Origin of the sequence: Methanobacterium bryantii, from assembly GCF_002287175.1 — an archaeon.
Classification (GTDB): domain Archaea; phylum Methanobacteriota; class Methanobacteria; order Methanobacteriales; family Methanobacteriaceae; genus Methanobacterium_D; species Methanobacterium_D bryantii.
This window is the reverse complement of sequence record NZ_LMVM01000012.1, coordinates 90062-114026: the sequence shown is the minus strand read 5'-3', so window position 1 is coordinate 114026 and position 23965 is coordinate 90062. Positions and strand designations below refer to the sequence as shown.

Annotated in this window: 20 protein-coding genes; 11 read left to right on the top strand and 9 right to left on the bottom strand. The window is 35.3% G+C overall.

Going from position 1 to position 23965, the window contains the following annotated elements; all coding sequences use genetic code 11:
* Nucleotides 1-72 precede the first annotated feature (72 nt).
* From ASJ80_RS06025 to ASJ80_RS06015, 3 genes are all read right to left on the bottom strand, one after another.
* The gene (locus tag ASJ80_RS06025) at nt 73-1881 is read right to left on the bottom strand and encodes a DUF2207 domain-containing protein (protein ID WP_069582264.1); all 1809 of its coding nucleotides are present in this window, start codon (nt 1879-1881) and stop codon (nt 73-75) included.
* Between the two features lie 108 nt (nt 1882-1989).
* On the bottom strand, nt 1990-2550 hold the full coding sequence (locus ASJ80_RS06020; protein WP_069582261.1) for a LemA family protein: 561 nt from the start codon (nt 2548-2550) through the stop codon (nt 1990-1992).
* A gap of 119 nt (nt 2551-2669) precedes the next feature.
* Nucleotides 2670-3107, bottom strand: coding sequence for a hypothetical protein (locus ASJ80_RS06015; protein ID WP_176720168.1), 438 nt, complete (start codon nt 3105-3107; stop codon nt 2670-2672).
* A gap of 766 nt (nt 3108-3873) precedes the next feature.
* Between ASJ80_RS06015 and ASJ80_RS06010 the strand changes: the two genes are divergently transcribed.
* Complete coding sequence (locus ASJ80_RS06010) at nt 3874-4995, top strand: putative DNA modification/repair radical SAM protein (RefSeq protein WP_069582253.1); 1122 nt, start codon at nt 3874-3876, stop codon at nt 4993-4995.
* 378 nt (nt 4996-5373) lie between these two features.
* Here the strand turns inward: ASJ80_RS06010 and ASJ80_RS06005 are convergent, their stop codons facing one another.
* Both ASJ80_RS06005 and ASJ80_RS06000 read right to left on the bottom strand, forming a co-directional pair.
* Entirely contained in the window at nt 5374-5745 is a 372-nt protein-coding gene (locus ASJ80_RS06005) for a hypothetical protein (protein WP_069582249.1), read from the bottom strand.
* Nucleotides 5742-6518 (bottom strand): ParA family protein, encoded by a 777-nt coding sequence (locus ASJ80_RS06000; RefSeq protein ID WP_069582246.1) that lies wholly within the window; start codon nt 6516-6518, stop codon nt 5742-5744. The genes ASJ80_RS06005 and ASJ80_RS06000 overlap by 4 nt, the downstream gene beginning before the upstream one ends.
* A gap of 361 nt (nt 6519-6879) precedes the next feature.
* Between ASJ80_RS06000 and ASJ80_RS05995 the strand changes: the two genes are divergently transcribed.
* On the top strand, nt 6880-7101 hold the full coding sequence (locus ASJ80_RS05995; protein ID WP_069582243.1) for a peptidoglycan-binding domain-containing protein: 222 nt from the start codon (nt 6880-6882) through the stop codon (nt 7099-7101).
* A 13-nt stretch (nt 7102-7114) separates the two neighbouring features.
* Here the strand turns inward: ASJ80_RS05995 and ASJ80_RS05990 are convergent, their stop codons facing one another.
* Nucleotides 7115-8947, bottom strand: coding sequence for a threonine--tRNA ligase (locus tag ASJ80_RS05990; RefSeq protein ID WP_069582239.1), 1833 nt, complete (start codon nt 8945-8947; stop codon nt 7115-7117).
* 211 nt (nt 8948-9158) lie between these two features.
* Nucleotides 9159-10400: an MgtC/SapB family protein gene (locus ASJ80_RS05985; RefSeq protein ID WP_069582236.1), complete on the bottom strand. Its 1242-nt coding sequence runs from the start codon at nt 10398-10400 to the stop codon at nt 9159-9161.
* A gap of 365 nt (nt 10401-10765) precedes the next feature.
* Between ASJ80_RS05985 and ilvD the strand changes: the two genes are divergently transcribed.
* From ilvD to ASJ80_RS05960, 5 genes are all read left to right on the top strand, one after another.
* Entirely contained in the window at nt 10766-12421 is a 1656-nt protein-coding gene (ilvD, locus tag ASJ80_RS05980) for a dihydroxy-acid dehydratase (RefSeq protein ID WP_069582227.1), read from the top strand.
* Nucleotides 12422-12629: 208 nt separating this feature from the next.
* Entirely contained in the window at nt 12630-13028 is a 399-nt protein-coding gene (locus ASJ80_RS05975; protein ID WP_069582222.1) for a signal peptidase I, read from the top strand.
* A 58-nt stretch (nt 13029-13086) separates the two neighbouring features.
* Nucleotides 13087-13530: a signal peptidase I gene (locus ASJ80_RS05970; RefSeq protein WP_369802120.1), complete on the top strand. Its 444-nt coding sequence runs from the start codon at nt 13087-13089 to the stop codon at nt 13528-13530.
* Nucleotides 13531-14055: 525 nt separating this feature from the next.
* Nucleotides 14056-15738 (top strand): arginine--tRNA ligase, encoded by a 1683-nt coding sequence (argS, locus tag ASJ80_RS05965; RefSeq protein WP_069582217.1) that lies wholly within the window; start codon nt 14056-14058, stop codon nt 15736-15738.
* Nucleotides 15739-15858: 120 nt separating this feature from the next.
* On the top strand, nt 15859-17286 hold the full coding sequence (locus ASJ80_RS05960; protein WP_069582214.1) for a M48 family metallopeptidase: 1428 nt from the start codon (nt 15859-15861) through the stop codon (nt 17284-17286).
* A 73-nt stretch (nt 17287-17359) separates the two neighbouring features.
* Here the strand turns inward: ASJ80_RS05960 and argF are convergent, their stop codons facing one another.
* Entirely contained in the window at nt 17360-18268 is a 909-nt protein-coding gene (gene argF / locus ASJ80_RS05955) for an ornithine carbamoyltransferase (RefSeq protein ID WP_069582211.1), read from the bottom strand.
* A gap of 253 nt (nt 18269-18521) precedes the next feature.
* Complete coding sequence (purD, locus tag ASJ80_RS05950) at nt 18522-19832, bottom strand: phosphoribosylamine--glycine ligase (protein WP_069582208.1); 1311 nt, start codon at nt 19830-19832, stop codon at nt 18522-18524.
* Nucleotides 19833-20192: 360 nt separating this feature from the next.
* Between purD and ASJ80_RS05945 the strand changes: the two genes are divergently transcribed.
* The 4 genes from ASJ80_RS05945 (at nt 20193) to ASJ80_RS05930 (ending at nt 23841) form a co-directional block, all read left to right on the top strand.
* The gene (locus ASJ80_RS05945; protein WP_069582205.1) at nt 20193-20495 is read left to right on the top strand and encodes a response regulator; all 303 of its coding nucleotides are present in this window, start codon (nt 20193-20195) and stop codon (nt 20493-20495) included.
* A gap of 413 nt (nt 20496-20908) precedes the next feature.
* Complete coding sequence (locus ASJ80_RS05940; RefSeq protein WP_069582202.1) at nt 20909-22648, top strand: acetolactate synthase large subunit; 1740 nt, start codon at nt 20909-20911, stop codon at nt 22646-22648.
* Nucleotide 22649: 1 nt separating this feature from the next.
* The gene (ilvN, locus tag ASJ80_RS05935; RefSeq protein ID WP_069582199.1) at nt 22650-23150 is read left to right on the top strand and encodes an acetolactate synthase small subunit; all 501 of its coding nucleotides are present in this window, start codon (nt 22650-22652) and stop codon (nt 23148-23150) included.
* 85 nt (nt 23151-23235) lie between these two features.
* Nucleotides 23236-23841 (top strand): cadmium resistance transporter, encoded by a 606-nt coding sequence (locus tag ASJ80_RS05930; RefSeq protein ID WP_245837492.1) that lies wholly within the window; start codon nt 23236-23238, stop codon nt 23839-23841.
* The last annotated feature ends 124 nt before the right edge of the window (nt 23842-23965 follow it).

Genomic DNA, 23965 nt, shown 5'->3' with positions numbered 1-23965 from the left:
ATCAAATTCAAATTTACCCGCTAAAAAAAGATATAAAATAGGTTTAAAAATTCGATAAAATGAAAGAAGAGCTTAAAATGCTCCTCCTCCACCTCCTCCAAATCCACCGCCGACACCGCCGACTCCACCAAAGTCGTTCCCACCGGAGCTTGCAGCTGCTGCAGTGTTCATACCAGTATCTAAACTCGATGAAAGTAGCCAGTATCCCCCATAGTAGTGGAACAGGAATATATCGCTCTGGGCCAGCTGGTCATTTGGAAGGCTCATTTCCATGGTCTTCCTGACTTGATCTGCCACCCCAAGCGCGGTTGCATATACCAGATACTTGTTCCATACCTTAACAGATTCAGGCGGGTATTCCTTTATGAGGCTGAAGTCCTGGATATATTTCTTGAAATTATGCCATTTAGCATCGAACTCTTCACCATGGGTGGTCCACTGCCCTGCAACTTTTTGAGGCATGATGAGCGATATAATGGCCACAATGCCCAGAACAAATGACGCGAATAATGCATATCCCGATGCTGGCAGAGGGTCAGATATTGTGAAAAAGAATGTAGCTGCTGCAGCAACTAAACCAATTACTCCAAAAATCTTGAGGTATGTGTCTCCTTTCTTCAGGAATATCTGGTCCATGATTCCATCGTTTAAAAATTCGCTTTTTAAATCACTTTCCCATATACCGTATGATTCTTTGAATGACTGTGCCATTTCTCGATCCTTTAAATCATTTTTAAGGTTATCTAAATTAATGACACCGTCATCTTCAAACTTTTTCAGGATGGTGATGACATCATATTCAAAGTTTGTGAGTTCGTCCAGATTTTTGTTTTCGTTGACTCTAATTGAAATAGATTTATCCTTATCCTTATCAAGTGTTTTTGGAACATCCTCAATTAAAAGGTATTTACGGTCTATAAGGTCCATTATAGTAGCTCTAAACCCATCCATGTCAGGTTCGCCTACTTTTTTGCCTAACCCTTTACCAGATATAGCATTTACTACAGCAGGTAAATCATCAGTTGGCACATCCCGTTCATATTCTGCCTGGTAGTTGATTTTTGGCTCCCTTCCATAGCGGAAGTAAATAAGCAGAGGTATGAAACATGCGAGTAAGAATATAACTGCCAGTACTGCATAAAGAGTTGATTTAAAGTTTAATTCGTTTTGATAATCATTTTGAATCTTTTCAATTTGACTCAAGCCGTCCTGGTTTATTATAACTCCATTTGTGGGGTTTGCTGCAAATTGACTTTTAGGTATGACCATCCTGAGTTCAAAGAAATCTCCTGAAGGAACAGTTTTACCCACTACATTTAAAGTGTTTCCGCTCCAGCTGGAATTTTCAGCCAAATAAGGAGGATTTAACCAGTATTGTACACCATTACTTGATTTAAGGTGTATATTTGCGTTAACTGCCCCAATATCTTTGTCCCACTGAGTACCCACTAATTTATACTGGAGTTCAGCCATATCATTGTAGAACTTAATTCCATGTAAAAAGTCATATTCAATGGTAACTGTAACATCTTTATCAGTTATTGGAGTTGTTTTTTGAGAGTTTGAGTATAAATATATCTTTATCCGTTCCATTCCTCCCGAATAACTTACTGTAGGTTCCACATAAGCTCCTTGTGCTGATACTTTTATATTTTTCAGCTGCTGGTTACCGCTTATCGGTATATCCCTATATATCCCGTTGTAAGTCCCTGTAAACGAGTAATGAATGACTTCTTTAACATGCAGCGTCCCGTCGCTCTGTGGAAAGAGATCCATATCCATAGAGGGTATAGAATAATCCTTTGCAAATGCTGCAGTTGAAAATACTGAGACTGTAAGTAAAAATAGTAAAGTAAAGGAGATAAAATGTTTTTTATCCATTAAATCACTCCAAAAATTTTATTTTTGTAATTAAGGAAACTTTCGAAATTCGTGGAATTTCGAATGCACGAAAAACTTCGTTTTTCGTAGCTTTAGTTTCCTTCAACATTAAAATTCCACTTTTGGAACTGAACGAGCTGATTCTTCCACTTCAAAGAATTCTGACTCGGTGAAGTTAAACTGGCGTGCTATTAAGTTGCTTGGAAACATCTGGATCTTGTTGTTGTACATGAGCACAGTATCGTTGTAAAACTGCCTAGAATAGGCTATTTTATCTTCAGTTTCTGCCAGCTGACTTTGTAAGTCCCTGAAATTTTGATTTGCTTTTAAATCCGGATAATTTTCTGCTACCGCAAAAAGGCTTTTCAAAGCACCAGTTAACATGTTATTTGCTTCTGCGCTTTCTTGAACTGTTTGAGCATTCATAAGGCCAGATCTTGCCTTAGTAACCTCTTCAAATACACCTTTTTCGTGTTTAGCGTATCCTTTAACTGTTTCTACCAGATTAGGTATCAGGTCAGCCCTTCTGTTTAGCTGAACATCTATTTGGGACCATGCATTTTTAACCCTGTTACGCAATCCAACAAGGTTATTGTACATAGCAACTATCCAAATCGCAAAAATAACCACAATAAGTATAATTATTCCTATAATTATGTAGGTTAACATCTTCAATCACCATCTCAAGATGGTGATGTTTTATTATTTATACATTTGGAAAAATAGCCATAAAATAATAATAAATAGTTTAAAATTAAAAAAATGAAGTTTCACACTTAACCATGTGATTAAGCGGGCACCAAATATGTAGGATGCCTGTAAACATGTTCTTTACCATGTACTGCACAGAAATCAGCGTCACAACAGGTACAACGTATCATTCCTTCTGGGCAGTCGCTTGTTTTTTCAAATATAAGGGTACCGTGTCGATGACATACCGGACAGTAATTTATCCATGAGGGGTCGTGTAATTTATAATCACGATAACAGCTGCATGAACACCTGGCAGTTACTACCAGTACATCTTTTCTAACTTTAGCTTTGGCTTTTGGCTCAGAAGCTACCTGGCCATTATCTGGTTGAGATGGGGACTGCACAACTTTGGATTCAGTTGAATAGTTTGCGCTTTGATCATTTAAAACTCCAGAAAACAACCCGACTATGGCAACACCAATTACCACTATCGGTAAAAACCATTGTTTCGGCGTAATACATATCTCCTCCACGCACATTTTATAAACAGTCACTTTGTAATACAGATATTGTATTTATTATTACATTTAAATATTGTGGTTTAAAATCCAAAAAAAGGCCCATTTACAGCCTATTTTTTAATTTAAAACTGAATTAAAAGGAATTATATTTTAGAAATAGAAATTCATGTTAGAGGTTCTTATTTTTAGTATAATAGCTTCCAAAGGAGCCTATTTTATAAAAACTTAAGTATTAGATGTTTTCCTCTTGAAGATATTTTCTTCTAAAAGAATGTTCAGCAGTACAACCAATCTAATTTAGACTACGTCACTCATTTTTCAGCACTATCTTCCAAAAAAAGTAATTTATATACTAATAACTAATTTTAACCTTTTAAAAAAATAATTGACAAGTGCTTTCATACATTCAGAAAATAAAACTAAGTTTTTACAAGATTAATTTTTTAAATAATTTAAGTTGAGTTTTATAACTATAAATTCAATAAAAATATTTAAAATTTCATTTAAACGCGTATAAATATCTTATTTTGTTATTTAAATTATTAAAATAATATTTAATGCAATAGGATACGTAATAAATTTTATGTAACTAAATTATATGGTTTTTTTTATATAATTTGAAAATAAAAGCTATATACTTAAAATATTATGATAAAAATGATTTTAAAATACATTTTAAATTAAAATTTAGATTATTATAGAAATAGTGATACCAAACGAATACTTGTCCATTGCTCTAGAACAAATTATAATACTATTTTTGATATAATAAAATATAATGAATTCACTGCAAAAACTCAAAGTTCTTGGAGAATCAGCAAAGTACGATCTGTGTAATTATGCAGACCCCAATTTCGAAACTTATGCATCAGGCAAAATGCTGGGGGTATACAACAGTACTGCACCTGATGGGCGCTGCATACCTTTATTTAAAGTACTAATGACTAATAAATGTTCAAATGACTGTAAATACTGCGTGAACCGCAGCGGCAGGAAATGCGAACGTTTTGAATATACACCCCAGGAACTTTCAAACCTGTTTTTAAATTACTTCAACAGAAGATACGTGGAAGGCTTATTCTTAAGCTCTGGAATTTCTGGAGACATAAACACTTCCATGGAAAAGGAAGTTGAAGTTGCAAGGATACTTAGAGATTACGGGTATGACGGATATATACACCTTAAAATCCTTCCAGGGACATCTTATGATTTAATTAAAAGTGCCATGCACCTGGCAGACAGGGTAAGCATAAATATGGAAGCTGCAACTCCTGATGGATTTGAAGAACTTACAAGCACCAAAAATTACAACATAGATATTTTAAGGCGGATGAAATGGATCAGCAAATTAGCAAAAAGGGACCCTGCTATGGCACCGTCAGGGCAGACCACACAGTTTATCATTGGGGCTACAGACGAAAATGATGAAGAAATTTTAGGCATGACCAAAAATTTGTACGACAAATTAGAACTTAAAAGAAGTTATTTCAGTGCTTTTAGCCCACTTGAAGATACTCCACTTGAAAAACACGATATACCTCATCCAAAAAGGACTTCAAGGCTTTACCAGGCTGATTTTTTATTAAACTCATATGGGTTCGACTTAGATGAACTGGTATTCGATGAAAATGGAAACATAGATACGCAAATAGACCCCAAATATTCCTTTGCCCTGAATAACATGGACTTATTCCCAACTGAAATCAATGAAGCATCATATGATGAACTTATACGAGTTCCAGGGATAGGTAAAATATCTGCAAAAAGAATTATAACTTTAAGAAAACGGGGCAAACGTTTTGAAAAACTAGAAGAGCTTCAAGAGCTGGGCGTGGCTGTAAAACGTGCTGAACCTTTTATAAAACTAAATAAATCTTATCAGGCGACATTAGGATTTTAATTTTCGCTCGGAGTATTGTGCAAATATTACTATTTGAATTATCTATGTAAAATAGAATTTTTTAAAACAAGTTCAACTTAAATTAACCAGTATAATATGAAGTATAAACCCGGCACATGAGCGTTAATTTTTCGTTACCACATCCCCACCCTTAATTTCAGTTTGAGTATAAGTTATAACTTTGAAGTTATAAGTTAAATCTTACAACTTATACCTAATCACTTATAAGTGATAACCAGTATAGTAGAAAATGATCTTCAAATCTTGCCATAAAATTATATGATTTGTACAGGATCGATCTAATCTAGCACCCCAAACTCTTCAACTTGGGGTGTTAAAAATTTAATAAAAATAGAAAAAATCATTGATTTTCATGGTTTAGAGGTGCTCTTCAAACATTTCCCAGATTTCAGGATATTTTTCCTTTACCGCTTCTTCCATTAAAAGTGATGCTTCACTGCTGATGCTGAACTCAGGTTCTGTTTTCCTTAAAAACCTCAACACTGCGGCAGTTCTAGCAGACCAAAATGAAACTCGAGGATTCTTCTGAACATCTTCTAAAATTGCATCTATTATTTTCTGGTGGATCACATTTACTTCAGCAGACTCTTCTATACTTTCCACTGGTTCTTTTGCGACGATTTCTTCTTTAACAGTTTCAGTTTCAGAATCCTTAACATACTCTTTACTGATCAATGCATCTAACCCTCGTCCAAGTGCTCCGCCCTGTTTTTTATCAGATTTAGTCATTTTGCAGCCTCCATAGCAATTATTTCTTCTGCAAGTTCCATATATGCCTCTGAACCCTTACATTCTTCATCGTAAAGAACACCGGGTTTTCCATGGCTTGGGGCTTCTGCCAGTTTAACATTTCGAGGAATACTGATTTCAAAGATGTATTCTTTCTCTCCAAAGTATTCTTTAACGTTTTCATACACATCTCTTCCAAGCCTTGTTCTGGAATCATATAAAGTAAGTAAAATACCTTTTATATTACATGGGCTGTTTAAACGGTTTCCTACAAGTTTCATAGCCTCCATAAGGTCTGCCATTCCTTCAAGTGCGTAAAATTCTGCCTGAATTGGGATTATTACACTGTCAGATGCCACCAACGAATTTATGGTAAGTACCCCTAGGGATGGAGGAACATCAATCAAGATATAGTCATAAGAGTCTTTAATATTTTCTAAGCGTTCATTTAATATTGAATGAAACCCTATTTCACCGCTTAATTCAATTTCTGCACCGCTTAGTGCTATATTACTTGCAACAAGATCCAGTCTGTCGATTCCTGTTGGGATGATTGCTTCTTCTACGGGGTTTTTTCCGGTTAATGTGGTGTAGATAGTTTTTTCAATCTCACTTTTAGGTATTCCAAAGCTTGTTGTGGCATTACCCTGCGGATCAATATCTATTAATAAAACTCTTTTATTATTAAGTGCTAAAGCTGTTGATAAATTAACTGCAGTGGTTGTTTTACCACAACCGCCTTTTTGATTAAGTATTGCAATTGTTTCGCCCATAAAATTTTCTCCTTTGTACTTCTAAATTTTAAGTTATAACTTATAATTTTTAAAGCTTTCTAAATGAATGAAGATATAACGAAATTAATCAGGATTTACTTAAAAAATAGAATACATTATGGACTTATGGTAAATTTAGTGATACTCCAAAAGTTAATAGAACATAACTATTTCCATATACGCTAATTAACTTGAAAATAGCCGCTTTTAAACACCTATCCTTCAAAAATTATCATAATAAAAAATTATAATGCTTAGAAATAATTATCCTCACGAGATTATTTATTAAAAAAGAGTATAATTTTATTAATTTTCAATTATAAAATAACACATAAAGATCAGATTTTAAGGAGTGTTAAATATGAAACATATATTAAAAGAAGGAGACACCGGAAGACAGGTAAAAGATATACAGCACTGGTTAAATGCTCATGGTTATAAAGCTGGAGAAGAAGATGGTATTTTTGGAGAAAAAACCCGTGATGCAGTCATACAGTTTCAGAGTGCTAAAAAAATTGTTACTGATGGCATAATTGGTTCCCAAACACAGATAACCATTGAAAGAATAGAAAAAGAAGAATAATTAATAGAGTTAATTAAAAATTAACTCTCTTTGAAAGCTTTAAAGGTAATGGCAGCTTTCTAAACGGCATTCCCTTAATTTCATCGTGGATTCTCGCAATTAACTCATCCTTATCCATCGATACTTTTTCATTGGTTTCACGGATATTTACAGTAAACTGGTCTTTTTCAAGTTCATTATCCCCAATTACGATAGTATATGGAACCCATTCTTTTCCAGCATTTCTTATCTTTTTACCTACTGTTTCAGACCTTTCATCAACATCAACCCTTATATTGCTGTCTTTCAAGTATTCGGCAAGTGAAAGGGCGAAATCGAAATGCCTTTCAGCAATTGGGATCACCCTCACCTGAATTGGTGAAAGCCATACAGGCAGCATCGGCATTTTTTTAGGGTTTTCTCTAAGTTCAATGGCAGTTTTTTCAAGTAAGCTGCCTATAACACGTTCTATACTTCCTGTTGGGCTGCAGTGGATGATTATAGGATATTCTTCCTCTTCTTTTTCATTGATGTAGTTTATATCAAATCTTTCAGCACTTTCAACATCTATCTGTATTGTAGGGTTTTCTATAGGTCTTCCAAGGTAGTCAATAGCTGCAAAGTCCATTTTGGATATCCAGTAATGTTTACGTCTTGGTAAAATTTCAAGAAGCATTGGTTTTCCAACCTTTTCTGCCGCTTTATACATCCATTCCTTATTTTCATCGAAAAAGTCCTGTGTTGCCCTGAAAATAACTTCATAGTTTACATTAAGGTCATCCCCAGTCTGCATGCACATATCAATTTGCCTTTCAAATTCTTCCATAGACTGAGGTATATCCCTGCATACAGAGTGGAAATCAGGCATGGTAAACCCTCTAAGTCTCTTAAGACCTACAACTTCCCCTCTTTTCTCTAATCTAAAACTGTATGTTGAAAGCTCGTAAAGCCCGACTGGAAGATTTTTCCAGGTTAAAAATGAGTCTGAAAGTATTCTAAATGCTCCGAAGCAGCACGCGAATCTTAACATGAGCTCTTTTTTAGTACCCATCCTGTACTGCCTTTCTCCAAATTTATCTGCGTGTGTGCGTATTGCTTCGTCTGCAAGGTCGTACATTATTGGAGTTTCAACAGGCATAGCCCCATATTCAGTTACAAGATTGTAAACGTAATCTGAAAGAAGGTCACGGATTAATCTTCCTTTAGGATACCAGCGTAAATGACCGACATCCGCAGATGGTTCATAGTCTGAAAGCCCCTTCTCACGCATTAATTTAACGTGAGGTGGTTCTTCACCAGAAGACTCCATTTTACCCAGTTCGTACATCATCAATTTTCTGAGATCCTCGTTTTCATATTCATACCCTTCAGGGTCTGAAAGTTCTCCTTTATTTAAAATGTACCATTTTGAAGGCTCTTCCTCCGCTTTTTCTTCTTCTTTAGGTTTTACAGTTATGGTTCTTGAAAGTTCAGATAATGGGTGTCCTTTACATGAGATTTCAAATGATTTGTACCAGCCGAATGGAATCCTAGAGGCTGAAACCCCTTCTTCATTTAATTTAGACTCCATACCCTTTAAAATATTCTTTGCAGCATCTGGAGAGCTCAAAGATGAACTTAAATGGGCATAAGGGTATACAATCACATTATCAGGTTTTACCTGGCTTGAAACGTTCATTATTTCAGATACAGCACTTTCAATTATTGCATCTGCATCTTTTTCATCTTCCCTTTCAACTGCAGTAAAAACCACTAAAGCGTTGTCAAATTCGCCGCCTTTCTTTTCATCATCTATTTTTTCCGCTATCTTTGTTTTGGACTTTGTTTTATATCTTAAGTAATCAGAGTGAATCAAAAGTATCCTCATTTTCTCACCTGTAAACTGAAATAATTTATAAAATGATTCTAAACTTTAAAATCAATAATTTTGCTTGATACTATTTATTTCAATTAAATGAATTTTATATTTGTCATTAAACTTTAGGTTTAGAGTATTTAAATTTTTATTGGATCACTTTAGTGAATATTTTTGATTATAAAAATTAAACAATCGTGCTACTTAAAAGGAAAATATCTATTTAAATAAAGAAGACTGCAATAAGTCCAGTTGTAATGATTGCAGCAAAAATTACGCCTATTATTTGTCCAAAGCGCCTTGTACCAATAAATAAAGCTATTCCAAATTTCATTACAGTGTTAGAAATAGCTGCAATGGTTATGGCCGTTACTGCTACATCCTGTGAGATGGTATTCTTTGCAAGAAGCGCCATACTTATGGTTATAGCGTCAACATCAGCGACGCCAGATATAATACTTGCCACATAAAGGCCGCTGCTTCCAAAATAGATATCTGCAATTTTCGACATGAAAAGAATGATTAAAAATAGAACTCCAAATAGGAGTGCAGGTCTAAGGGAAAAGGGGTTTTTAAATTTGATTTCTTCCCCCACTTCCTTAACCTTTGTGGCCTTCCATGCCAGTACTCCGAGCACAATCCCTAAAATTCCCATGCTCAACATTGGAACCATAAGAAGCGATACAAGATCAGGATTTATAACCAGTACTTCAAAAAGAATCCTTAAAAACATCATAGAACTAGCTACAACCGTTGCAAATACTGCTGCCCTTATGATAAATTCGTTTTCTTTAACCCTTGATGCCATTGCCGTTGCAACTGCAGTACTTGATACCAGTCCTCCAACGATTCCTGTTAATCCTAATCCCCTTTCTGCCCCAACTAATTTCATCATTATGTATCCTGCATAACTTATTGCTGAAATAAAAACAACTACAAGCCAGATTTGATAAGGATTGAATACATCTAAAGGCCCCATCGTCTGATCAGGAAGTAATGGGAGAATCACAAATGCAATTATAAGAAATTTCAGGGTATTTATTAACTCTTTTTCACTTATTTTCCTTACAAATTTATGTATATATGATTTTGCCGCAAGCAAACCCGTTATTATAATTGCAAATATTGGAGCTATCCTTATTCCATCATCTGTATAGCACAATGCCCCCAAAATAAAAGTAAGGAGAGCTACAACCTCAGTTGTAATACCAATGTCTCCAGTTTCCCGCGTGCTTACCATGTAACTTAATCCTACAAGCACGATTAAACCTAAAAAAGATATAGCTAAAAAATTAGGATAAAATTCATTTATATACACTGAAAGTATTCCCATGAGTGCAATTAAGATAAATGTCCTGATACCTGCAAATTCATTTTTATTTACCTGTTTTCGTTCCCTTTCAATCCCAATTAACGCCCCAATTGCTAAAGCAATTAAAAATTTTAAGACGATATCTATATGCATACTAATACTCTGTTTTTTGATCTATAAGTAATGAACTTCAAATCAAACGCGACATTATAACCTGTCTAACCTGCTGAATCCCACCAGAACTTGTACTTATAAAATACATATAAACTAGAATATACTGCCATGTGCATTTAAACATCAAATCAAATTGCAAATGATAACTAGAAATTTGACATAGGATCATTTTATATCCATAAAAATAGAATACAGTACATTTATAATACATAAAAAGAAATTAATATGATTATATCTAAAGATATTAATACACTAATTCTATTAATCAAAAATAACCGTTTAAATAGGATTAAGTCAGTATTATTTGTAAAATATATCTTAAATAGAAGTTTTAGGGTGATTCAATGAGAAGCGATGCTATTAAAAAAGGATTACAAAAAGCTCCCCATAGATCTTTACTTAGAGCATGCGGAGTAACAGATGAAGAAATGAACAAGCCATTTATAGGTGTTGCAAATAGTTTTACCAGCATAGTACCTGGACACATTCACCTTAATGAAGTAACGGATGCAGTTAAACAGGGGATAAGCGAAGCAGGTGGAGTACCTTTCGAATTTAATACAATGGCCATTTGCGACGGCATATCAATGGGTCATGAAGGAATGAAATATTCCCTTGCTTCAAGGGAGATAATAGCAGATACAGTAGAAAGTATGGCACAGGCCCACCAGATGGATGCGCTTGTATTAATCCCAACATGCGATAAAGTAGTTCCTGGAATGTTAATGGCTGCAGCAAGGCTGGATATACCTTCAATTGTCGTTACAGGAGGACCTATGAAACCTGGTGAGTTTAAAGGTAAACCAGTAGATTTCATATCTGTTTCTGAAGGTGTTGGAGCAGTATCATCAGGCAAAATGACAGAAGAAGAACTTGACGAGCTTGAAAGATGTGCATGCCCTGGAGCAGGTTCATGTGCCGGTCTTTTCACTGCAAACACAATGGCATGCATAACAGAAGTATTAGGAATGAGTTTACCATACTGCGCAACAGCCCATGCTGTTGACGCTAAAAAAAGACAAATAGCACGCCAATCTGGAGCCAAAATAATAGAACTGCTGGATAAAAATATAACTCCATCTAAAATAATGACTCAGGAAGCATTTGAAAATGCTATAGCAGCTGATCTTGCACTTGGAGGATCATCAAATACTACTTTGCACATTCCTGCAATAGCAAGCGAACTTGAAGATAAAGGAGTTAACATAACCATTGATTCATTTGATGAATTTAGTAAAAAAATTCCACACATAACCAAACTGCGCCCATCAGGAGTTCACAGCCTGTTGGATTTAGATAATGCTGGAGGAATACCTGCGGTTTTAAAGGTAATTGAAGACAAAATAAACCAGGATACTCTAACATGTACTGGAAAAACCCTTGGCGAAAATATTAAAGATGCAGAAGTTGCAGATGATGAAGTTATAAGGCCATTAAGTAATCCTTACAGTAAAGCGGGAGGACTTGCAATATTAAAAGGCAACTTAGCTCCAAGGGGATCTGTAGTTAAAGTAGCAGGTGTAAATGAAGATATGAAAGTACACACCGGCCCAGCAAAAGTCTTTGACGGTGAAGACGAGTGTGTTAATGCAATTTTTAACCATGAAATCAAAGAAGGGGACGTAGTTGTAATAAGATACGAAGGACCAAAGGGCGGCCCTGGAATGCGTGAAATGCTGAACCCAACTTCTGCCATATCCGGCATGGGGCTAAAAACAGTTGCGCTTATAACCGATGGAAGATTCTCCGGCGGGACAAGAGGGCCTTGTATCGGACATATATCTCCTGAAGCTATGGAAAAAGGGCCAATAGCTGCCCTAAAAGATGGAGACATTATAAAAATAGATATGAATAACGGAATTCTCGAAACCGAAGTTGAAGACGAAGAACTTAAAAAGAGACTTGAAAATGTAGTAATGCCCGATAAAAAGGTTAAAGGCTGGCTTTCAAGGTACAGAAAGATGGCAAGTTCTGCAGATAAAGGAGCTGTTTTAAGGTAATTATGATAAACGTTTAGTTCTTTATCTTTCCTTTTTAAATCCAATTTTCATGCTTTAATTTGAATATAATCTGCCTAAAATCACAGGCCCAGTAATTTTATGTTACTTGACTTAATAAATCACATAATATTAAAAAATAATATTTGGGCAAATCTATAAATCATTTAAAGTCCATAAATTTAGACAAAATCCTTAATAGAGGGAGAAAGTGGATCTTAAAGAAATAGCAACTTATATCGTAATCATACTCATTGGAATAGTTGTAGCGCAGCACATGAACGTTGTTGTCTCAGGAAGTATGGAACCCGTAATGTACAGGGGAGACATAGTTATAGTCGATAAAAATCCAAGCAGCGTTCAGGTAGGAGATATAGTAGTCTACAAGGCAACATGGATTAATGAAGATGTAATCCATAGAGTTAAAGAGATATATAAAACATCTAATGGAAGCACGTACCTTATAATGAAGGGAGATAACAACCAGGTAGCTGATCCATATCCAGTACAATACCCCGATCAGGTAGTTTCAAAAGTTGTATCTATAAATGGTCAACCTCTTATTATACCTAAAATAGGTTATATATCTCTGTGGATTAAAGGATTATAATAAAATCAACTGGCAATTTCTTTTATTGCCAATGTTCAATTAAGGCTTAATTTCTTAAATATATTTTAAATTAAGCTATGATGCCCTTAATAAAGGTGAAAAAGTGAATTATAAAGAAATAGCAACTTACATTGTAATTATACTCGCAGGAGTGATCATAGCGCAGCATATGAATGTTGTTGTCTCAGGAAGTATGGAACCCGTAATGTACAGGGGAGACATAGTCGTAGTAGATCAAAACCCAAGCAGCGTCCAGGTAGGAGATATAGTTGTTTATCATGCAACGTGGTTTCCAGAACCTGTAATTCACAGAGTGAAAGAGATATACAAAACGTCTAATGGAAGCACGTATCTCATAACAAAGGGAGATAACAATCCAACAGCCGACCCGTATCCAGTACAATTCCCAGACCAGGTGATCTCGAAGGTTGTGGATATAGGCGGACAACCCCTGATTATACCTAAAATAGGATATATAACACTGTGGATTAGAGGATTATAGCAAAATCAACTGGCAAATTCCTTTTTATTGCCAAATATACCTTTTTTTAAAAATTTTATCAAAATTTAAAAACCGGCGAAAATCAGAGCTGACAAACACGAAGTGTTTGTCGCGTCAAAATCAAAGATTTTGACAGCTTAAAAAAATGCGAAGCATTTTTCTGTGCCCCAAAAATTTGGAGAATTTTTGAGGGATTTTTGTGGCCGTCGAACACATCGTGTTCGGGCCCTACAAATCTTCGATTTGTGGCCAGGAAACTATGCTTCCTACGGCTTCGAAATCAGAGATTTCGAAAGTTTAAAAAATTCTACGAATTTTTTGAAAATACTTTTTAATAGGCGTGACAATATCTTAATTTAGAGAATTTTGAAAGATTATTAATAAGTACTATATTTAATTTCAAAAATATTTTTACACTGCATTTACGTTAAAAGTGTATATGCTAATGAAATGCTCATGCAAATATATAATTATACAACTTTTAATATTGAAATAAATGCATTATAACGATTATACGGTGAATCTATGTACAGAATGCTAGAAAAAGAAGCAGTAAAATCTTTAAAAAATGCAATTGAATCTTTAGGATATGAAAAACCATCTGAAATTAAAGTTGAGGAACCTCCGAATGCAGATCTTGGAGATCTCGCATCAACCGTATCATTTCAACTTGCAAAACAGCTTAAAAAACCACCCATGGAAATAACCAAGGCCATTTTAAATGTTATAGAATTTCCTGAAGTTTTCAGCTCTGTGGAAATGAAAGGTCCTTACATCAATTTCTTCATAAACTATAATAACTTTTCAAAACTGGTTTTAGACTCCATAGATGAAAATTACGGGCAGTTAGAAGATAAAAATAAAAAAATAATCCTCGAACACACATCTGCAAACCCTAACGGGCCATTACACATTGGCCATGTTAGAAATGCAATAATAGGCGATTCTTTAGCAAGAATACTGCGTTCTGCAGGGTATAATGTGGAAACTCAGTATTATGTAAACGATATGGGCCGGCAAATAGGGATAATTGCATGGGGATTACTAAATTTTGATTTTAAAATAGAAGAAAAAGAAAAAGTAGACCATGAAATTGGAAAAATCTACTTCCAGATAAATGAAAAATTACGTGCCGATGAAAGCCTTAAAACAGAAATCAATGCCATTTTAAAAAGATATGAAAGCGGCGCCGATCCAGAACTTGAAAAAGTCTTTAAAAACATCGTAGAAAAATGTATAAGTGGAATTGAATCAACATTAAACGATTTAAACATTTATCATGATGCCTTTGTCTGGGAAAGCAAGTTTATAAGAAACCATGCCGTTAGCGAAATCCTGGACAAACTAAGTAAATATACTAAAAGAAATGAAGTTTTATACCTTCCCCTTGAAGATTACGGCATAGAAAAAGAGCTTGTACTTACAAGATCCGATGGAACTTCTCTTTATTCAACAAGGGACCTTGCTTATCACCTTGAAAAATCAGACAACTCCGATGAAATGATAGACATCTTAGGATCCGACCACAAGCTTGCAGTAGACCAAATAAGTGTAGCACTTAACTTATTAGATGGAAAAAGCCCAGAAGTTGTATTTTATGAGTTTATAACTCTCCCTGAAGGTTCAATGTCTACACGAAGAGGAGTGTTTATTTCAGTAGATGAATTGGTTGATGAAGCTGTAAACCGTGCTCTTGCTGAAATTAAAAATAGGAGATCGGATTTAACTGATGAAGAAGCCCTTAAAATTGCTACAGACATTGGTATAGGTGCTATAAGGTACTTCATAGTCAAATTATCTCCAGAAAAGCATATAGTGTTTAAATGGGAAGAAGCCCTCAGTTTTGAAAGGGGATGTGCATCGATTCAATACGCCCATGCAAGAGCATGCAAACTGCTTGAAAAAGCAGGCTTTGATGCAGGTATCGATACTCAAGACCAAATATTGAACCATCCTTTTGAAATAGAACTTGTAAAAATGCTTTCCAAGTTCACCGCGGTTATTGAAGAATCAGCAAAAATTAACAGGATACATCCTCTTGCGCAGTATGCTATGGATCTGGCAGGGGCATTCAACAGGTTCTACAAGTCTGTTCCAGTAATAGGTGCAGAAGAAGAGGTTGTCAGGTTACTTTTAGTGGATAAGTCAAGGATAACCATTAGAAACTGTCTTGATCTTATGGGAATAAAGGCACCTGAATCCATGTAACCAGAGGCCCTATTTTTTTCTTTTTCATTAACTGAAATATGAATCCCTTTTTAAAAAGAAAAGATTCTAAATGGGTTTTCATAAATTATTTAACTTATAAAGACAAATAATAATTATATAATGATTGAAATCCCTGAAACTCAAACTTTTTTAATTGATTTTGATATATCCCAAGAATACCACGACGAAGTTCTAAGTTTTATTGATGAAAATTATCTGATGGTTAAGCCGGAGTACTTCTCAAATGTAAGAAGGGTAAAAGAAGAAAATGCTAATCGACTATTATTTACAGCAAAAGACCCTGCACATGGTTTTCAGATAGAAGCAGAAGTTAAGTCAGGAAATCCTGTAGAACTCACATTAATACCCGGTGATGGAACTCCGTCTAAATTTACAGAATCCATTAAAGACGATATCTACTTCATAGTTCATCTATTTGAAGATAATATCCGCAGTTCAACCATTTATTTTTCATGGGTGGAAGGAGAAAAGGTTATACCCGAACAGCCCCCTACATCCAAAAAACGCACTGGAGACCAGCTTTTTACCAGCAGCCTCCTTTTGGTTTACATCCTGTTTTTTGCATTTAATATCGTTTTATTCTTTTTATTCGGATTATATTATGCAGTGGCCCTTATTTTAATTTCTCAGTTTGTAATTGTTCTTTTTTCAAATAAAATCCTTGCATATGGGAATAAATGGAATGTTTCCCTTCAAAATCCATATGTCCATATACTGGAATACCAGCTGCCATTTAAAGAATTTAAAGAGTTTCAGGAAAAATTTGGAAAAGAAACTGTAACGCAGATAAAAAAGGAAATCTACGACCGGACATTTAATCAAGGCATAAAACCAACATGTAAGCTGGGAGATGAAGTTCTGGAAAAGTACGGCTTCAGCTGCAACCCATACCGCAGCCTGTATAAAACCGTCAATGTGTACGACATCGTTAAAAAAGCTGCCGATAGTTTTGGCCTGCCTATGCCTAAAATCGTGATCTCAAATACCATGATTGCAAATGCAGCAGCTACTGGTCCTACCCCAAGTAAAGGACTTGTACTCATTACAACTGGTTTACTTGTTCAATTAAATGAAAAAGAAATATTAAGTGTTTTAGGCCATGAAATGGGGCACCTTCAAGGAAGAGACCCCCTAATACTATTCAGCATAATTTCCGGCGAGTTCATATTGAGATTTACTGTCCTGTTCCCTCTTGTAATTATTAACCCCATAATATACATAATAGTAGTTATGGCCCTTATTTTCTTCGTAGGCAAGTTCTTTGAAACCAGGGCAGACCTTTTATCAGCCATGAAGGTTGGTCAACCAGATATACTTGCAGAAGCCCTTCGAAAAATAGCATATCAAAGACTTCAAATGGAAAAAGTTGGGTCTAAAATTCCAAGATGGTTATCGTGGGATACTCATCCCCCTGTTTATTTCAGGATTGACAGGTTAAAAGGCATGCAAACACCTGTAAAATCTAAAAATCCTTTGATACAGTCTGCAAGAGATGTTGTAAATGGTTTTCTTGCTTCATTTAAATAATAAAAGTAGTTTTATTTTCAATTTAAAAATTAGATACTGAATAAAAAAATAGTATATTAAAGAAATAAAAGGGTTATTTCTTCCCCAATAATTTGTAAAGCACCGCTTTTTGGGCGTGAAGCCTGTTTTCAGCCTGATCCCATATTGCTGACTGGGTAGAATTCAACATGTCTGCAGTAATTTCCTGTCCCCGAATAGCTGGTAAACAGTGCAAAATAATTGCATTTTCATTTGCCTGACCTATAAGGTCTTTATTTACCTGATAGTCTGCAAATGCCTTGAGTCTTTTTGAAGCCTCTTCCTCGTCTCCCATACTGATCCATACATCAGTATAAACAGCGTCGGCACCTTCGACTCCAGCTTCAGTATCATTAACTATTTTAAGTTCTGCATCAGTTTCTTCAGCATATTTTTTTGCCTTTTTAAATATTTCCGCATCAGGTTCATATCCTGGAGGGCATACTACATCCATGTCCATCCCTACAAATGCGGATGCAAATAATAATGAATTACAGACGTTGTTTCCATCTCCAACAAAGGCAAGTTTTACATCAAAACTATTTTTCTTTTCATATATGGTTAAAAGATCTGCAAATGCCTGGCAAGGGTGTTCCTTGTTTGTAAGGCCATTAATAACTGGTACATCAGAATACCGTGAAAATTCTAAAACATCATCATGTTCCTTGGCCCTGATCATTACTCCATCAACATATCTACTCATAACTCTGGCGGTATCTTCCACTATTTCACCACGACCAAGTTGAAGGTCTTCTCTAGATAGATAAAGCGCGTTTCCACCGAGCTGATACATTCCAACTTCAAAAGATATTCTAGTCCTTGTTGATGCCTTCTCAAAAACCATAGCAAGTGTTTTCTTAGCTAAAGGCTCTCCAGGGATTTCTCCATTCTTAAATTTTCTAGAGAGATCCAGTATTTCATTTACATGATCCCTGGCATCTTCCATTGATAAAAGATGATTCATATTTTCACTCCAAATTGTATTCATTATGCCTTATTTATTGAAGGAAATGTTTATTTAAATCATACTATATCTACTTTTCTCTAATTCTAAATGAATTATTTTCTAGAGAATTCAAACCAAATAAAATGATTTAACCTTTTTATTCAGTTCATTAATCCTCATAATTCATTCTATTCTATTTCAGTTTAATACTGAACTATTAAAGCTTTTCAAGTTAATTTAAAATAGGGTAATAATTTTATTACCCCTTGAATTATTTTCTGATTTTTTCCATATGTTTAACTCGTTTCTGTACAAGATCTGTTGTTCCAACATCCCTTCTGTGATAAACATCACCTTTTACGTATTTTGTAGCGTCTTCACACAGCTTTTCAGCTTCTTCTATTGATTCACCAATTGCAACGAGGCCAAGGGCTCTTGAAGAAGAGGAGTAAACTTTTCCGTCCTTCTCATTTACAGCCGCGTAATAAACCTGGGCGCCGGCTTCGTTAATTTTAGCTTCGTCCACGTCGATTACCTGGTTTGGAACTGCATTTCCAGGGTATCCTTCTGGCACGATGTATTTACAAACAGTAGCTTTATTTTCAAATTTAGCTCCTTTAAGATTCCCGTTAACGATACCTTCACAAATATCTACAAAATTAGAATTAAGCAGAGATAGAACGTTCATGGCTTCTGGATCACCAAATCGGGCATTGTATTCTATGAGCTTCGGGCCGTCCCTGCACAGCATGAACTGTCCATATAAAAATCCTTTGTAAGGTCCAGCCTCTTTATTAATAGCCTTAACTGTTTCTTCCATTATTTTAACAGATTCATCATAACTTTTTTTATCTAAAAATGGGAGTAATCCTCCTTTATCAGAATAAGACCCCATTCCTCCAGTTATAGGCCCTTCATCTCCTTCAAATGCATATGGGTGGTCCTGGGCTGCAGGCATTGGAGCTATGTTCTTACCATCTACAAATGCCTGAACTGTAAATTCTTCGCCTATAGCACGTTCTTCGAGCACTACGCTGGCATATCCACCCATTTTAGTGTCTACTACTTCTTTAGCGTAGTTTTTAGCTTCTTCTAGATCTTTTAATTGTTCTCCAACAATCTTAACTCCTTTTCCACCGGTTAACCCTACAGGTTTAACAACAATATCTTCCCCAAATTCATCGATGAAATCGCTGATATCTTCATAGTTATCAAAAACTCTGTAGGTTAAAGATCCAGGTATTTTATAGTTTTCAAAAAGGTTTCTCATGAAAACTTTATCTGTTTCAATTTTAGCTGCTTCCATTGTCGGCCCAACACAGCTTATGCCTTCTGCCTGTAGAGCATCAACAATACCCTTTTCAAGAGGGGCTTCAGGCCCAATTACAGCTATATCAATCTTATTTTGAGTTGCAAACTTCTTTACAGCTTCAATGTCATTTTCACTCCCTATTTGATATTTAGATATTCGCGCTATCCCGGGATTTTTATTGCTCATAACTGAATATAGTTCTGCATTTCCTTCTACTGCTTTACAAATAGCGTGTTCCCTCGCCCCTGTACCTACTACAAGAATCTTCATATAAATCCTCCTTTAAATAAAATCTATGAATCTGAAATTTTAAATTAAGTACCTATTCTTGATATAAAACTAAAGACTAAAAATTTCCTGATTTTTTATTATCTCTATAAATTCTCCTTTTATAAATCTATAGACATGACCCCTATAAAAATGGTTTATTATTTAATAGATAAACCTATAGATAAAACTATTAAAAATATTAAAATTTCTGCTCGTTATATGTTTATCAGATAACAGCAATAATCTAAAGAAAATACAAGTGACACAACATAATGAATAATTACATATAATTAGAAAAAATGGCTATAAATAACAGCATGAACTAAATTAATGCAGAGAAGTCATTAGAGGAGCTTAATAATGGTAAATATACTGATAGTTGAAGATGAAAGCATCGTGGCGCTGGATATACAGGATAAAGTAGAACATCTTGGTTATGGTGTGCTGGCTGTTGTATCTTCTGGAGAAAAAGCTATCGAAGAAGTTAAAAAGTCCCAGCCCGACTTAGTGTTGATGGATATTGTACTTAAGGGAGAAATTGACGGAATAGAGACTGCAGAGCGAATACGTGAACATTTTGACATTCCCATAATATATCTTACAGCACATTCTGACAATCAGACACTTAACAGGGCAAAAATAACGGGCCTTTTGGTTATTTAGTGAAACCTTTTGTTGATAGTGAACTGCGCAGCGCTATAGAAGAAGTTCTTAACAAGCAAGGTCATTAAAGACATTAAATTCAACAAATATCTGATTTACTTATATGTTCCAAGTTTTGAGGAAATTTTAAAATATTCAAAGCTTATAAATTAAGTATTTACCCAGTAATATTTCAACTAATAAAAAATAATTTTAGAGCCTATATTGCTGCTAACTGATTATTTTTGGATATGAATCTGGTTTAAAAATGAGAATATCCCCTTTAATATTAATTTAATTTTAAATATTAAGGATGTTTTGGATCATAATTAATTCCAGCTATCCAAAAGAGATTATATGAACATTAATATATCTCAGAATAAATAAATATGAAAACTAGCCAATAATATACATAAATTTTACAGGTGTTTATAATGAGAGGCGGAGAAGCACTACTTAAATCACTGGAAAATCAGGGAGTAGATGTTGTATTTGGATATCCAGGAGGACAGTTACTTCCTCTATACGATATGATCTACGATTCTGACCTAAGACACATTTTAGTAAGACATGAACAATGCGCAGCTCACGCTGCAGATGGATATGCAAGGGCATCTGGAAAAGTGGGTGTTTGTATTGCAACATCAGGTCCTGGAGCAACAAATCTCGTGACAGGGATAGCCACTGCTTATATGGACTCATCCCCAATCGTTGCTATTGCAGGACAGGTTCCAACAGGACTAATTGGTAACGACGCGTTCCAAGAAGTAGATACAATTGGAATGACAATGCCTATTACTAAACATAATTTCCAACCTATAACTTCAAAAGAAATTCCCGAAATGGTTAAATCAGCATTTTATATAGCAGGGACCGGAAGACCAGGACCAGTAGTTCTAGATCTACCAAAAGATATCCAGGAACAGGAATTAGATTTTGAAAATGATGTCAAAATCACTTTACCAGGATACAAACCAACAAGAAAAGGCCATCCTCTACAGATAAAGAGGGCAGCAAGCTTAATTGGAAACGCTAAAAAACCAGTTATACTTGCAGGTGGTGGAGTTATCATATCAAATTCATCAGGAGAGCTCCTAAAGCTTTCAGAATTAGTTGGAGCCCCAGTAACAACTTCACTTCTGGGTAAAGGATCTTTCCCTGAAGATCATGACCTTTCCCTTGGAATGCTCGGGATGCACGGCAGATTACCTGCTAATTTTGCTGTAGATAAATGTGATTGTCTGATTGCTGTTGGATGCAGGTTCTCAGACAGGACAACAGGAAAAATAAGTGAATTTGCTAAAGGTGCCAAAATAATCCACATAGATATCGACCCTGCAGAAATAGGGAAAAATGTAGATGTTGACATTCCGATTGTCGGTGATGCAAAGATCATTTTATCAAACCTCATAAGAGCTATCTCTCAAAATAAAATGAGCAATAAAAGCATGGAATGGGTAAACCGTGTTAAAAACTTCAAACAAACATGCATACCTAAAATGTCATTTGATGATACACCATTAAAACCACAGCAGGTTATAAGGGAAATAGCAGAAGCTGTAGATGATGATACAATCGTGACAACAGATGTTGGACAGAACCAGATGTGGATGGCTCACTACTTCACATCCAGAAAACCTAAAACCTTCCTATCATCTGGAGGGCTTGGAACTATGGGATTCGGGTTCCCTGCTGCAATAGGTGCAAAAGTTGCAATGCCTGAAAGCGATGTTGTAGCTGTTGCTGGTGACGGTGGGTTCTTAATGGTATCACAGGAACTTGCAACTGTGAAAGAATACGACATTCCAGTTGTAATCTGTGTTTTAGATAACAGATATTTAGGAATGGTTGCTCAGTGGCAAAACCTATTTTACGAGAAACGGTTGTCACATACTCACTTAGGAGAGTCTCCTGACTTTGTTAAACTTGCAGAAGCATTTGGAGTTGCTGCAGACCGTGTAGAAAGGCCTGGTGAACTTCGTGAGGTACTTTCCAGTGCAATTAACTCAGGTGAACCAACACTCATCGACGTTACAATTGATCCAGATGAAATCCTTCCAATGGTACCGCCGGGATGCGGCCTCACCGAAATAGTTGGGGAGTACAAAACCGAGTCTAACAACTCTGAAGATGTACCATATCATGAAACAGCTAAAGAAAGGGCAGGTGATTAAGATGGAAGATCAAAGAACCCACATTATTAGCGCACTTGTACTTCATAAGCCTGGTGTACTCCAGAGAGTTGCAGGACTCTTTACAAGAAGGGGATTTAACATAGAGAGCATCACAGTTGGAACTTCAGAGCAAGAAGAAATCGCTCGAATGACCATAATTGCAAAAGGCGATGGGAAAGTCCTGGAACAGATTACAAAACAGTTGAACAAGATCATAGATGTCATTAAGGTAAGAGATCTGGAGCCAGAAAATACTGTTAAAAGAGAGCTTTGCCTGATTAAAGTTCATTCACCAACAGAAAAAGTAAGGGCCGAAGTTGTTCAATATGTAAATATCTTTAGAGGGCACGTAATAGATGTAAGCCCTGAAACTCTCACCATAGAGATGACAGGGGCATCAGATAAAATTGACGCTCTTATCGACCTTGTAAAAGGTTTCGGAATTAAAGAAATCGCAAGGACAGGGCCTACTGCAATGTCCAGAGGTATTAAAACTATTTAATATACTCGAAAATTCTATGAATTTTCGGTACCCCAAAAATCATTGATTTTTGAGGGCCCTCGCTTTATTTTTTTAATCTGTAATCATGATAGAACTCATTTTTCTAATTTTTACAGCCGTTGCAATGTTTATAGCAACTAATCTTGATGATCTTTTTGTTTTAATGATATTCTTTTCAAATAAAGAGTTTACAGCTAGACAGATTGTTTTAGGCCAGTATATTGGAGTTATGGCTTTAATGGCAATAAGTGCATTAAGCTACTTTTTAAAGCTAGTTATTCCAGCTAACTGGATCGGGTTACTGGGTATACTACCCATACTTATTGGGCTCAAAAATTTAAAGGATTTAAAAAGTAACAATGACATTTCTGCAAATCATAATACAAATGAAGAAAATAAAGGGCTTTTTTCAAGATTTAGAAATTCAAAATCATCTTTAGTGGCACTTGTTTCATTTACAAACGGTGGGGATAATATTGGAGTTTATATCCCCTTATTTGTAAGTATAGGCCTCCAGCAGATACTTGTTGTAATATCAGTATTTCTAGTAATGATTTCAGTATGGTGTTATATCAGCTTTAATTTGGTAGAAAACAGTATTTTAGGGGATAAAATTAAAAAATACGGGCATATAATTTTGCCATTTGTCTTAATTTTCCTTGGAATTATTATTTTAATACGCAGCCTCTAATTTCAGCGTTTAATTTTAAAGGGTAAAATAGGCCATGATAAAATTTATAAATCCACGGTTCAAATATTGTAGTGGCATTAATTTTTACCTCATTTACTGGTAAATTTTGTTTTATTTATAAAAG